This window comes from Streptomyces prunicolor (genome assembly GCF_045162825.1).
GTDB lineage: Bacteria > Actinomycetota > Actinomycetes > Streptomycetales > Streptomycetaceae > Streptomyces > Streptomyces prunicolor.
The window spans coordinates 1627737-1640673 of the sequence record NZ_CP108676.1; the positions used below are offsets into that span (position 1 = coordinate 1627737).

General features: G+C 71.2%; 13 protein-coding genes. 7 read left to right on the forward strand and 6 right to left on the reverse strand.

The window, feature by feature from the left end; genetic code table 11:
* The first annotated feature begins 63 nt into the window (after window positions 1-63).
* Window positions 64-1287, forward strand: a complete 1224-nt coding sequence (locus OG588_RS07335) for a 4-hydroxybenzoate 3-monooxygenase (RefSeq protein WP_405946580.1) — start codon at window positions 64-66, stop codon at window positions 1285-1287.
* A 40-nt stretch (window positions 1288-1327) separates the two neighbouring features.
* Here OG588_RS07335 and OG588_RS07340 read toward each other — a convergent pair whose 3' ends face one another.
* Entirely contained in the window at window positions 1328-1687 is a 360-nt protein-coding gene (locus OG588_RS07340) for an ArsR/SmtB family transcription factor (RefSeq protein ID WP_405946581.1), read from the reverse strand.
* A 59-nt stretch (window positions 1688-1746) separates the two neighbouring features.
* Between OG588_RS07340 and OG588_RS07345 the strand changes: the two genes are divergently transcribed.
* A complete protein-coding gene (locus OG588_RS07345; RefSeq protein WP_405946582.1) occupies window positions 1747-2880 on the forward strand; it encodes a cation diffusion facilitator family transporter in 1134 nt (377 codons plus the stop codon).
* A gap of 24 nt (window positions 2881-2904) precedes the next feature.
* Here the strand turns inward: OG588_RS07345 and OG588_RS07350 are convergent, their stop codons facing one another.
* Together OG588_RS07350 and OG588_RS07355 are read right to left on the reverse strand one after the other, a co-directional pair.
* A complete protein-coding gene (locus OG588_RS07350; RefSeq protein ID WP_405946583.1) occupies window positions 2905-3462 on the reverse strand; it encodes a YbaK/EbsC family protein in 558 nt (185 codons plus the stop codon).
* 31 nt (window positions 3463-3493) lie between these two features.
* Window positions 3494-4078, reverse strand: a complete 585-nt coding sequence (locus OG588_RS07355) for a helix-turn-helix domain-containing protein (protein WP_398851767.1) — start codon at window positions 4076-4078, stop codon at window positions 3494-3496.
* 116 nt (window positions 4079-4194) lie between these two features.
* Between OG588_RS07355 and OG588_RS07360 the strand changes: the two genes are divergently transcribed.
* Window positions 4195-5052, forward strand: a complete 858-nt coding sequence (locus tag OG588_RS07360) for an EamA family transporter (protein ID WP_405946584.1) — start codon at window positions 4195-4197, stop codon at window positions 5050-5052.
* A gap of 386 nt (window positions 5053-5438) precedes the next feature.
* Here OG588_RS07360 and OG588_RS07365 read toward each other — a convergent pair whose 3' ends face one another.
* Window positions 5439-6236, reverse strand: a complete 798-nt coding sequence (locus tag OG588_RS07365) for an acyltransferase (RefSeq protein ID WP_405946585.1) — start codon at window positions 6234-6236, stop codon at window positions 5439-5441.
* Window positions 6237-6344: 108 nt separating this feature from the next.
* Here OG588_RS07365 and OG588_RS07370 point away from each other — a divergent pair, with 108 nt between their 5' ends.
* Window positions 6345-6872, forward strand: coding sequence for a gamma carbonic anhydrase family protein (locus OG588_RS07370; protein ID WP_405946586.1), 528 nt, complete (start codon window positions 6345-6347; stop codon window positions 6870-6872).
* 64 nt (window positions 6873-6936) lie between these two features.
* On the opposite strand, the gene OG588_RS07375 is transcribed toward OG588_RS07370, so the two are convergent.
* The gene (locus OG588_RS07375) at window positions 6937-7581 is read right to left on the reverse strand and encodes a DedA family protein (RefSeq protein WP_405946587.1); all 645 of its coding nucleotides are present in this window, start codon (window positions 7579-7581) and stop codon (window positions 6937-6939) included.
* A gap of 271 nt (window positions 7582-7852) precedes the next feature.
* On the opposite strand from OG588_RS07375, the gene OG588_RS07380 reads away from it, so the two are divergent.
* From OG588_RS07380 to OG588_RS07390, 3 genes are all read left to right on the forward strand, one after another.
* Entirely contained in the window at window positions 7853-9562 is a 1710-nt protein-coding gene (locus tag OG588_RS07380) for an ABC transporter ATP-binding protein (RefSeq protein ID WP_405946588.1), read from the forward strand.
* Window positions 9559-11448, forward strand: coding sequence for an ABC transporter ATP-binding protein (locus tag OG588_RS07385; RefSeq protein WP_405946589.1), 1890 nt, complete (start codon window positions 9559-9561; stop codon window positions 11446-11448). The genes OG588_RS07380 and OG588_RS07385 overlap by 4 nt, the downstream gene beginning before the upstream one ends.
* A 78-nt stretch (window positions 11449-11526) precedes the next feature.
* Window positions 11527-12603 (forward strand): iron-siderophore ABC transporter substrate-binding protein, encoded by a 1077-nt coding sequence (locus OG588_RS07390; protein WP_398851754.1) that lies wholly within the window; start codon window positions 11527-11529, stop codon window positions 12601-12603.
* Between the two features lie 62 nt (window positions 12604-12665).
* Here the strand turns inward: OG588_RS07390 and OG588_RS07395 are convergent, their stop codons facing one another.
* Window positions 12666-12875: an MbtH family protein gene (locus OG588_RS07395; RefSeq protein ID WP_266869299.1), complete on the reverse strand. Its 210-nt coding sequence runs from the start codon at window positions 12873-12875 to the stop codon at window positions 12666-12668.
* Between the last annotated feature and the right edge of the window lie 62 nt (window positions 12876-12937).

Consider the following 12937-nt stretch of genomic DNA (forward strand, 5'->3'; position numbering starts at 1 on the left):
ATCCGAACCGGCCGCCCCCAGGCGGCCGGTTTTCGATTGTCCGCACACCGTCATAATGGCCCGGTGACCTCCGCCTCCCCCCACCCCAACTCCACGCCCCCACAACGCTTTCCGGTCGTCGTCGTGGGCGCCGGTCCCGCCGGGCTCACCATCGGCAACATCCTGCGCGCGGCCGGGATCGACTGCCTGGTGCTGGAGACCGAGACCAGGGAGTTCATCGAGCAGCGGCCCCGGGCCGGCGTCATCGAGGAGTGGGCCGTGCGCGGGCTGGAGCAACGGGGGCTCGCCGAGAACCTGTTGGCGCGGGCGCAGCGGCACACCCAGTGCGAGTTCCGCTTCGGCGGGCAGCGCCACCGGCTGTCGTACACCGAGCTGACGGGGCATCACCACTACGTCTATCCACAGCCGTTGCTGGTGACCGACCTGGTGCGGGAGTACGCGGACGTGCGGGGCGGCGCGATCCGTTTCGGCGTCCAGGACGTCCAGCTGCACGACCTCGACACCGACCGCCCGGCGGTGTCGTACACCGACCCGGAGACCGGTCAACGGCAGCTCGTGCAGGGCGACTTCGTAGCGGGCTGCGACGGTGCGCGCGGGGTGACGCGGGCCGCACTGCCGCCGGAGCGGGCGCGGATCGCGCGGCACGACTACGGCATTGGGTGGCTCGCACTGCTCGCGGAGGCGCCGCCGTCCTCGGACTGCGTCATGTTCGGCGTCCATCCGCGCGGTTTCGCCGGGCACATGGCGCGCAGCCCCGAGGTCACCCGCTACTACCTCGAATGCCCGCCCGGCGACGACCCCGACAACTGGCCGGACGACCGCGTCTGGGCCGAGCTCCAGCACCGGCTCGCCGCGACCGGCGCCCCGCCGCTGACCGAGGGCCGGCTGATCGAGAAGCGCGTGCTCGACATGCACAACTACGTTGTCGAGCCCATGGTGTTCGGCCGTCTCTACCTCGCCGGTGACGCGGCCCACCTCACCGCGCCCATCGCCGCGAAGGGCATGAACCTCGCCCTGCACGACGCGTTCCTGCTCGGCGACGCGCTCGTCGCGTATGTCACGAAGGGCGACTCGACGGGCCTGGGCGGCTATTCGGAGGCCTGCTTGAGCCGGGTGTGGGAGTACCAGGAGTTCTCCCAGTGGCTCTCCGAGGTGTACCACGGCACCTCGTCCGGCGACCTGTACCGCGCGGGCACCACCCTCGCCCGACTCCGCCGCGTCTTCGCATCACCTTCCGCCGGCCTCGCGTTCGCGGAGAGCTACCTGGGCAAGGACCCCAACTCCTGAGGTATGGCCGTCAGTTGTACGGCTGCCCGTTGTGCGGCGGTCAGTCGTGCGGCGGGCGGTCGGTGAGCCGGTGGTCCGCCACGTTCAACGCCTCGTCGACCAGCCGCCGTAGATGACCGTCGCTCAACGCGTAGATCACCCGGCGGCCGTCCTTGCGCGTGGTCACCAAGCCCGCGAGGCGCAACCGCGCCAGGTGCTGGCTGACCGCGGGGCGGGCCGCGTCGCAGGCCTCCGTGAGGGTGCTGACGTCGGACTCTCCTGACGTCAGGGCGTGCAGGAGGGTCAGGCGGGTGCGGTCGCCGAGGAGGGCCAGGAGTTCGGCGGCCAGCGCGAACTGTTCCTCGCCGGGGGTGCGCGGGTGCGCATCGTGCGCAGGTGATAGGTGCATGCGTGCGCTCATACGCACATAATGGTCCCGTGGGCGCCGTCCGTCCACCCGCGCACCGGAAGGGGACCCACGTGAGCGACCAGCACCACCACGAGCACGAGCACGAGCACGCGCACCCGCACCCGCACCCGCACCCGCACCCGCACCCGCACCCGCACCCGCACCCGCAAGACGACCACGGTCACGACCACCCGCACCCCCATGACCACTCCCCCACCGACATCCGTCACCGCCTCGGCCACCTCCTCACCCCGCACTCCCACGAGACCGCCGACAAGCTCGACTCCGCCCTGGAGTCCTCGGCCCGCGGGATGCGCGCGCTCTGGGTCTCGCTCGCGGTGCTCGGGGTGACGGCGCTGGTGCAGGCGGTCGTGGTGGTCGTCTCCGGGTCGGTCGCGCTGCTCGGCGACACGGTGCACAACGCGGCCGACGCGCTGACCGCCGTACCGCTCGGCATCGCCTTCGTCCTCGGCCGCCGGGCCGCCACCCGCCGCTTCACGTACGGCTACGGGCGCGCCGAGGATCTGGCCGGTATCGCGATCGTGCTGACGATCGCCGCGTCCGCCGCCTTCGCGGCCTGGGCCGCGGTGGACCGGCTGCTCGATCCGCGTCCCATGACCCACGTCCCGGTGGTCGCCGTCGCGGCGCTCGTCGGGTTCGTGGGCAACGAGTGGGTGGCCCGGTACCGGATGCGGGTCGGCCGGGAGATCGGGTCGGCCGCGCTGGTCGCCGACGGACTCCACGCCCGGACCGACGGGTTCACCTCGCTGGCCGTGCTGGCCGGGGCCGGCGGCTCGGCGCTGGGCTGGCAACTCGCCGACCCCATCGTGGGGTTGGCGATCACGGCCGCGATCACGCTGGTCCTGCGGGACGCGGCGCGGGAGGTGTTCCGGCGTGTGATGGACGCCGTCGACCCCGACCTGGTGGATCGGGCCGAGCACGCCGTGCGGGAGGTCCAAGGGGTGCGCGGGGTGGGCGAGTTGAGGCTGCGCTGGATCGGGCACCGGCTGCGCGCCGAGGTCGCGGTGGTGGTGGACGGGGAGGCGACGGTACGGCAGGCCCACGCCGTCGCCGTGGCGGCGGAGCATGCGCTGCTGCACGCGGTGCCGCGGCTCACGGCCGCCCTGGTGCACGCCGACCCGGCGCCGGTGCCCGGCGAGGCGGACCCGCATGGGGAGTTGGCCCACCACCACGCCATGACGTGAGGCCGGTTTTCCACGGCTTGGGGGTCAGGCGACGCCCAGGCCCTCCAGAACCACCGCGCCCGGAAGTTCCGCGAACGCCTTGCCGGGGACCAGGAGTTTGCCGCGACGGCGTCCGCTGCCGACCAGGACGTAGGGCAGGTCGACGACGGCCGAGTCCACCAACACCGGCCAGTCGGCGGGGAGTCCGACGGGGGTGATGCCGCCGTACTCCATGCCGGTCTCGCCGGTCGCGGTGTCCATCGACGCGAACGAGGCCTTGCGGGCGCCGAGTTGGCGGCGGACGACGCCGTTCACGTCGACGCGGGTGGTGGACAGGACCACGCACGCGGCCAGCATGGTCTCGCCGCCGCGCTTTCCGGCCACCACCACACAGTTCGCGGCCTGCTCCAGCAGCTCCTGGCCGTAGCGCTCGACGAAGGTGGCGGTGTCGGCCCACTCCGGGTCCGTGTCGACGTAGACCAACTGGTCGGCGGGGACGCTGCCGTGCCAGGCGCGCACGGCGTCGGCGACCGGGCGGGTCAGTTCGTCGAGGCAGTCGGGGGCCGGGGCGGCGTGTTCGAAGTGTCCGATGGGTGCGTGCATGACGGCACGCTAACAGGCGCCGGGCGGCCGCTCACGGGGTGTCTCCACGCACGGGCGGGACCGACACCGTCATCATCATCTCCACCGGGACCTCGCCCCGATTCCCGTACGTGTGGGCGGTGTTGGCCTCGAAGGTGGCGCTCGCGCCGGCCGGGACGACATGGTCCTCGCCGTCCACGGTGAGGGTCAGCTCGCCGGTGAGGACATGGAGCATCTCGACCGTGCCGGTGGGGTGCGGCTCCGAGGGGCTGGCCTCCCCCGGCATCAGCCGCCAGTCCCACATCTCCAGTGGTCCGGGGGCCTCGGTGCCGGCGAGGAGGCGGTTGTAGCTGCCGGCGTCGGTGTGCCAGAGCCGTACCGCGCGCTCGGCGGGGACGATACGGACCTTCGGGCCCTGTTCGTAGTCGAGCAGGGTGGTGATGCTGACGCCGAGGGCGTCGCCGATCTTGACGACCGTGCCGATGCTGGGATTGGTGCGGGCCTGCTCGATCTGGATGAGCATGCCCCGGCTGACAGCGGCCCGGGCGGCGAGCACGTCCAGGGTGAAGCCGCGCACCGAGCGCCAGTGCTTGACGTTACGAGCCAGGGACTGGGTCAGCAGGTCGAGGTCCGACACGTTCCGTCCATACCTTCAGGTCAATATTGTGGATGACAGAGTTCAGTTCAGTGAACTACGGTGTGATGCACCCGATCGTTCAGCGAACTGCACCGAACTGTACTGCGAGGCACCCCGTGACAGCATTCTTCGCCCTGGCCACCAGCCTCCTGTGGGGAGTGGCCGACTTCGGCGGCGGACTGCTGACCAGGCGGACCCCGGCGCTGACGGTGGTCGTGGTCTCGCAGGGGATCGCGGCGGCCGTGCTCGGCGCGGTCGTGGTGGCCACCGGGGGCTGGAGCGAGGCCGGGCCGCAGCTGTGGTTCGCGTTCGCGGCGGGGGTGGTGGGGCCGGTCGCGCTGTTCAGTTTCTACAAGGCGCTCGCGCTGGGTCCGATGGGCGTCGTCTCGCCGCTCGCGACGCTGAGCGTGGCTGTACCGGTCGGGGTGGGGCTCTTCCTCGGCGAGCGGCCCGGCCTGATGCAGGCGGCGGGGATCGCGGTCGCCGTCACCGGGGTCGTCCTCGCGGGCGGCCCCCAGTTGCGGGGCGCGCCCGTCCAACGGCAGACGATCCTCCTGACCCTGATCGCCGCGCTCGGCTTCGGCACGGTGTTCGCACTGATCGCGGAGGCGTCCAGCAGCGTGACCGGCCTCTTCCTCGCGCTGTTCGTGCAGCGCGTGACGAACGTCGCCACGGGTGGCGCCGCGCTCTACGTCTCCGTACGGCGGGGCGGGGTCGCGCTTCCGGAGGCCGGGTTCCCCTGGGGTTCGCTGCCGGCGCTGGCCTTCGTGGGGCTGGCCGATGTGGCGGCCAACGGGACGTATTCGATCGCCGCGCAGCATGGGCCGGTGACGGTGGCGGCGGTGCTCGCGTCGCTGTATCCAGTGGTCACCGCGCTGGCCGCGCGCGGGTTTCTGAGTGAGCGGCTGCGGGTGATTCAGGCGGCGGGGGCGGGGTTGGCGCTGGTGGGGACGTTGTTGCTGGCTACGGGGTGAGGGGGCGGGGGCAGAGGTTTACGCGGGGCGGCAGCGGGGCCGGCAGGGGCGTCGGGTGGCGAGTGGCGTTGGGTGCGGGGCTGCGCGCAGAGCGACGACCGGTGCCGGGGGCCGGGAGAAACGTCGGACGGCGAGCGGCGACGGGTGCCGGGCTGCGCGCAGAGCGACGACCGGTGCCAGGGGCCGGGAGAAACGTCGGACGGCGAGCGGCGACGGGTGCCGGGCCGCGCGCAGAGCGACGGCTGACGCCGGAGGCGGAGAGGGACGTCGAGTGGCGAGCGGCGTCGGGTGCCGAGGCTCGTCTCGACATGAGTGCCGGGTCAGGCCTCCGGACAGGTGCCGTCAGGCTTCCGGACAGGTGCCGTCAGGCTTCCGGACAGGTGCCGTCAGGCTTCCGCGTCCAGCTCCGCGAGGTGGGCGATCGCGTTCTCGTCCAGTTCTGCGAGCCGGGTCGCGCCTTCCTCGTCCAGGCCTGCCAGTGCGCGGAGTTGATCCGGGGTCACGTCCGCGGGGATCGGCACCGGTGCCGGGGTGCGGAGCGGCGGCTGCCAGCCCTCGGTGGGGGTCCAGCGGCGTACGACCCGTGCGGGCGCCCCCGCCACCACGGCGTGGTCGGGCACCGTGCCGCGGACCACCGCACCGGCCGCCACCACCACGTTCCGGCCGATGCGCGCGCCCGGCAGGATCACCGCGCCGGTGCCGATCCAGCAGCCGGGGCCGATCTCGACGGGTTCCATGCGCGGCCACTGCTTGCCGATGGGCTCGTGCGGGTCGTCGTAGGAATGGTTCGTGGACGTGACGTAGACGTACGGGCCGAAGTAGCAGTCGCTGCCGATGGTCACCGTCGTGTCGGCGATGACGTGGCTGCCGCGGCCGAGGACCACACCGTCGCCCAGGCTCAGGATCGGGTCGGGGCCGAGGTCGAGGTCCGGCATCAGGCCTGCCGTGAGGGTGACCTGCTCGCCGACGATGCAGTGGGAACCCAGGTGGATCCAGGGTTCACCGAAGACCGTGCCCAGCGGGAAGGCGAGCCGGGTGGCTTCGCCGATGGAGCCGAAGTGGAAACGGCCGGGGTTCTTCGCTGTCACCGAGCCGGTGCGCTGCACCCAGGCCCAGCCCGCGTGGACGGCGCGCTGCGCGAGGTGGCTCCGCCATTTTGAGAACGTGTTCTTGCGGTTGGGCACCCGGCCACGGTACTCAGCGGGAGCCTGGGCCATGAGGTCTGGCCGCTGTGATCTTCGCCCCACCGATGTCGTACCGTGCGGGTGTCTCCGACGGTTAGGGAGGGTCTTATGACGCACAGGGCGTTGATCGTGGGTATTGGTGGGCGGGAGCCGAAGGTCGACGAGTCGGCGTTCATTGCTCCTACGGCGTCCGTGATCGGGGATGTGACGCTGTCCGCGGGGGCGAGTGTCTGGTACGGGGCGGTCCTGCGCGGTGACGTCGAGCGGATCTCGGTGGGCGCGAGCAGCAACATCCAGGACAACTGCACGCTGCATGCGGATCCGGGGTTTCCGGTGAGTGTGGGTGAGCGGGTTTCTGTCGGGCACAACGCCGTTGTGCATGGGGCGACCGTTGAGGACGACTGTCTTATTGGGATGGGGGCTACGGTGCTCAACGGGGCGGTGATAGGGGCGGGTTCGCTTGTTGCGGCTCAGGCGTTGGTGCCGCAGGGGATGGTTGTGCCGCCGGGGTCACTGGTCGCCGGGGTGCCTGCGAAGGTGCGGCGTGAGTTGAGCGGTGAGGAGCGGGAGGAGTTGACCCTCAACGGGACCATGTATGCGGAGTTGGCCAAGGCGCATAAGGGGGTGCATGAGTAGACCGTTGGCGGGTGCGGGTGCGTCGTGGCTTGTCGCGCAGTTCCCCGCGCCCCTTCAGGGCGCCTTACTCGGCCGCGCTTACTGGTTCGGGTTCGTTCTTCTCGGCCGACATTTTCTGGGCCCTGCGCTTTACCAGGAGCATTGAAGCCAGGCCCACCAGTACCGCTGCCGCCAAGCCGAAGTACGAGAAGCGCTTGAGCCAGTCCTCGGCCACGATTCCCACGTAGTAGACGACCGCTGTGGTGCCGCCGGCCCAGATGATTCCGCCGAGGACGTTGGCGATCAGGAACTTCCAGTAGGGCATGTGGAGTACGCCTGCCAGGGGGCCGGCGAAGATGCGGAGGAGGGCGATGAAGCGGCCGAAGAACACGGCCCACATGCCCCACTTCTCGAAGGACCGTTCCGCGGTGGCCACATGGCCTTCGCTGAAGTGTCGGGGGAACTTGTTCGCGAGCCAGGCCAGCAGGGGGCGTCCGCCCTTGCGGCCGATCGCGTAACCGATGGAGTCGCCGATCACCGCACCCAGACTCGCGCAGGCGCCCAGGATGATCGGGTTGATGCCCGAGTGCTGGGAGGAGAGCAGTGCCGCCGAGACCAGGACGATCTCGCCCGGCAGCGGGATGCCCAGGCTCTCCACCCCGATGACGAGTGCCACCACGGCGTAGACGGCCACCGCCGGAACCGAGTCGAGCCATTCCTGGACGTGCAACGCCGGTCCTCCTGAATGCGCGGACTGTCTGTCTTGCCGGCGTGCGCCTCGAACACATGGGGCGCACCCAGGAAGCCTACCGCTCGGCATCCGACGGCAACGCCCCTTGGGCGAGCGCTCGGACGGCGGCTCGGACGACGGCTCGGAGGTCCCTCTGCCGACCGCATCGCAACCGCTCCGTTACGTCCCAGGCGGACCGAAAGGGCATCGATTACCCGAGATTCACTTAGAGTAGCCTTGCCTAAGTTGGCCGGTTTCCGGAGGGTGGCTGGTGGGAGCAGGGGAACTGTCGGGGCGGGACGTCTGGACGCGCTCGGTCAAGGGACAGATACGGCGCGTCGCACTCGGCTCGGCGCTCGGAAGCGTGCACCAACTGGGGGAAGCCCTGGTGCCGGTGCTCATCGGTGTCGTCATCGACCAGGCCGTCGCCGGGCAGAACGCCGGACGTCTGGCGCTCTGGCTCGGCGTGCTGGCCGTCATGTACGTGACGCTGTCATGGAGTTTCCGGCTGGGCGCCAAGGCTGGTGAGCGCAGTGCCGAAGAGGCCGCGCACACCCTGCGGTTGGCGATCGTGGGGCGGGTGCTCGACGCCCGTGGCGGTGCCGAGGAAGGGCGGCTGCCCGGGGAACTCGCCAACGTCGCCACCGAGGACGCCAAGCGGGTCGGCGCGGTCAACATGGCGTTGATGGCCGGGGTTTGGGCCTTCGCGGGGGTCGCGGTGAGCGCGGTCGCGCTGCTGCTGACCTCCGTGACGCTCGGACTGATCGTGTTGCTGGGTACGCCCGTTCTGCTGTGGCTGGGGCATCTGCTGAGCAAGCCGTTGGAGCGCCGCAGCGAGGCCGAGCAGGACAAGGCCGCTCATGCGTCGGGCGTGGCCGCCGACCTGGTGGCCGGGCTGCGGGTGCTGAAGGGGCTCGGTGCGCAGGGCGCCGCCGTCGAGCGGTATCGCCGGACCAGTCGTATCTCCCTTGCCGCCACGCTGCGTTCGGCGCGTGCCGAGTCCTGGCAGACGGGGCTCGTACTCGCGCTCACCGGTGGGTTCATCGCGCTGATCGCTCTCGTGGGCGGTCGGCTGGCGCTCAACGGGTCGATGACTCTGGGGCAGTTGGTGTCGGCGGTGGGGCTCGCGCTGTTCCTGCTGGGGCCGTTGGAGACCTTCGCCTGGGTCAACGCCGAGCTGGCGCAGGGCCGTGCCTCGGCCGCGCGCGTCGCCGAGGTGCTGGCCACCGGGCCCGCCGTCGCCGACGGTGACGACCCGGTCGCCGAACCCGTGCGCGGGGAACTGCGACTGCGTGGCGTACGGCTCGGCGGGCTCGACGGCGTCGATCTCGTCTTGCCCGCCGGGCAGTTGACCGGCATCGCGGTGACGGACCCGGCCAGTGCCGAGGCCCTGTTGCGGTGTCTTGGTCGGGAGACCGATCCGGAGTCGGGGTCTGTCGAGCTGGACGGCGTGCCCCTGACTCGGCTCGATCCGGCGGGACTTCGAGCCGCTGTCCTGGTCGCCGCCCATGACGCGGCGCTGTTCGAGGGCTCGTTGGCGGCGAACGTGACGCCGGAGGACGGCTCTCAGGACGGCGCGGCCGGTCTCCTCACCGAGCGTGCCATGGTCGCCGCCCGCGCCGACGAGGTCGCCGACTCGCTGCCGCACGGCACCGCGACCGGTGTGGGTGAGGGTGGGCGTTCCCTGTCGGGCGGGCAGCGTCAACGAGTTTTGCTGGCAAGGGCGTTGCGTGCCGAGCCGCCCGTCCTGGTCGTGCACGATCCGACCACCGCCGTCGACACGGTGACCGAGGGGCGCATCGCCGAGGGCCTGCGCGAGTTCCGGCAGGGCCGCACCACCATCGTGGTGACCAACAGCCCCGCCCTGCTCGCGGTCACCGACCACGTGATCCTCCTCGACGCCGGCCGGGTCGGCGCCGAGGGCACCCACGCGGACCTCGTACGGACCGACGCGACCTACCGGACGGCGGTGCTGGCATGACGACCGGAGCCGAGAGGATGGAAACGGGACGGACGGAAGCGGGACTGGTGGACGCCGAGCTGACGGAGCCGGGACTGGTGGACGCCGAGCGGGCCGACACGCACGAGGCGGACTCCGACCGCACCCTCCTCCCCACCGCCACCCCCGCCCGCACTCGCGCCGCGGTGCGTGAACTGCTGCGCCCGCAGCGGGGGTTGGCCGCCGCCGGGTTCGGGCTGATGGTGCTCGCCACGGCCGTCGGACTGCTCACCCAGCCGCTGCTGGGCCATATCGTGGACGTCGTCACCGAGCACCGCTCCCCCGACGCGCTCACCTTCCCGGTGGTCGCGCTGGCCGGAGTCGCGCTCGTCCAGGGCGTGACCACCGCGCTCGGCATGTCCTTGGTGTCGCGGCTCGGGGAGACCGCCCTCGCGCGGCTCCGCGAACTGTTCGTCGAGCGTGCCCTGTCGCTCCCGCTGGACCGGGTGGAGAAGGCCGGCTCCGGTGACCTCAGCTCCCGTGTCACCCGCGATGTTTCACGGGTCGCCGACGCGGTGCGCGGGGCGCTGCCCGAACTGGCGCGGTCCGCGCTGTCGATCGTGCTGACGCTGGGCGCGCTCGCCCTGCTGGACTGGCGGTTCCTGATCGCCGCGCTGATCGCCGTGCCGGTGCAGGCGCACACCGCCCGCTGGTATGTGCGCAACGCCGTTCCCCTGTACGCCAAGGAGCGCATCGCCACCGGGACCCAGCAGCAGCAGTTGCTGGACACCATCGGCGGGGCGCGGACCGTACGGGCGTACCGGCTGCAGAAGGACCACACCCGGCGGGTCACCGAACGCTCGCGCTCGGCCGTCGAACTGACCATGAGCGGCGTGCAGTTGATGCTCCGCTTCTACAGCCGGCTGCACATCGCCGAGTATCTGGGGCTGTCCGCGGTCCTGGTCACCGGGTATCTGCTGGTGCGCGACGGTTCCGCGTCGGTCGGTACGGCCACCGCGGCCGCGCTGTACTTCGCGAGTCTCTTCGGGCCGGTCAACACCGCGCTGGTGCTGCTGGACGACGCCCAGTCGGCAACGGCCGGTCTGGCACGGCTCGTTGGCGTGGTGGACGAGCCCGCGCCCGTGGTCGCCGACCGCGCGGACGACCGTACGACCGCCGCCGGTCCCCCGTCCGTGACACTGACCGGGGTCTCCCACGCCTATGTGCCGGGCCGCCCGGTGCTGCACGACGTCGACCTGGAGATACGGCCCAAGGAGCGGGTCGCGCTGGTCGGTACGACCGGCGCGGGCAAGACGACGCTCGCCAAGCTGGTCGCGGGGCTGCACCGCCCGCAGTCGGGCCGGATCGACGTCGGCGGCGCCGAACCGGACGAGGCCGGTCACCTGGTCGGGCTGGTCACGCAGGAGGTGCACGTCTTCGCCGGGCCGCTCGTCGAGGATCTGCGGCTGGCCCGCCCGGACGCGCACACCGAGGAACTCCGGGAGGCGCTCGACACGGTGGGCGCGCTCGGCTGGGTCGAGGCGTTGCCGGAGGGCCTGGACACCGTCGTCGGTGACGGCGGTCATCGGCTCACCGCCGACCGTGCGCAGCAACTCGCCCTGGCCCGGCTCCTGTTGGCGGATCCACCGGTCGTCGTACTCGACGAAGCCACGGCGGAGGCGGGCAGTTCGGGTGCGCGGCAGCTCGACGAGGCCGCCGAACAGGCCCTGCGCGGCCGTACCGCACTGGTCGTCGCGCACCGGCTCAGTCAGGCCGCCGCCGCGGACCGGGTGATCGTGCTGAGCGAGGGCCGGGTCGTGGAGAACGGCACGCACGACGAACTCCTCGGCGCCCAGGGCGAGTACGCCGCCCTGTGGCACGCCTGGTCCGACAGCCGCTCCGCCGAGACCGCGCCCGACGCCCACTAGCCCCCCGCTGAAGACCTCCCCCCGCGAAGACCTGTCACCCCCCGCCGAACCCACCGCGACGAACAGAAGGATCATCCGATGCCCCGCGCCACCAGAGCTTCCCGGCTGTCCGGCCTGCTCGCCTCCGTAATCCTGCTGGCCGTCACGGCGGTCGGCTGCGGTTCCTCCAACTCCGACTCCACGTCGTCCAGTTCGAACACGTCGGGGTCGGGGGCCAAGGCCTCCGCGGACGCCTTCCCTGTGACGATCGCCCACAAGTTCGGCAGTACAACGATCAAGTCCGAGCCCAAGCGGATCGTCACCGTCGGCCTCACCGACCAGGACGCCGTCCTCGCCCTGGGCAAGGTGCCGGTCGGGACGACCGAGTGGCTCGGCGGCTACAAGGGCGCCATCGGCCCTTGGGCGCAGGACAAGTTGGGCAGCGCCGCGGCGCCGACCGTCCTCAAGGACACCGGCACCGGCCCGCAGGTGGAGAAGATCGCGGCCCTGAAGCCCGATCTGATCCTCGCCGTCTACTCGGGTCTGACGAAGGCGCAGTACCAGAGCCTGTCGCAGTTCGCGCCGGTCGTCGCACAGCCCAAGGAATACAACGACTACGGCGTGCCGTGGCAGCAGCAGACCGAGGAGATCGGCAAGGCGCTGGGCAAGGCCGACGAGGCCAAGACCCTGGTGTCGGGCGTCGAGGCCAAGTTCACGGCGGCCAAGAAGGCGAACCCCGCCTTCGCCGACGCGACGGCCGTCATGGCCACCCCGTACGAGGGCGTGTTCGTCTACGGCAGCCAGGACCCGCGCTCCCGGCTCCTGTCCGATCTGGGCTTCTCGCTCCCGGCGGGCCTCGACAAGGTCATCGGTGACACGTTCGGCGCCAACATCAGCAAGGAACGCTACGACCTCCTCGACCAGAAGGTCGCCGTGTGGATCGTCCCCGACACCACCACGGCCGTCACCAAGCTGCACAACGACAAGATCTACGGCGACCTCAACGTGGTGAAGCAGGGCCGCGAGGTCTTCATCAAGGAGACCAGCGACTACGGCAACGCCGTATCCCTGTCCACGGTGTTGAGCATCCCCTACGTCCTGGACCGCATGGTGCCGCAGCTCGCGGCGGCGGTGGACGGCAAGACCTCGACGAAGGTGGAGCAGCCGGCGTCCTGACCCACGGAACGTGAAAGGGGGGCGGGTCCGAGGTAGTTCGGACCCGCCCCCCTTTCGTGTGCTCAGACCCCGTCGACCTCGACCAGGCTCTTCGGCCTCATGTCCGTCCAGTTGGCCTCGATGTGGTCGAGGCACTCCTGCCGCGCGGCCGGTCCGTACGCGACCGTCCAGCCCGCCGGTACGTCCACGAAGTCGGGCCAAAGGCTGTGCTGGCCCTCGTCGTTGACGAGGACGGAGTAGACGCCTTCGGGGTTCTCGAACGGGTTGCTCATGTCGGGGGTTCCTTGCCTCTCTGATGCGGTCGGGTGAGTGAGTCGGTCGGGTAAGTCCGGTG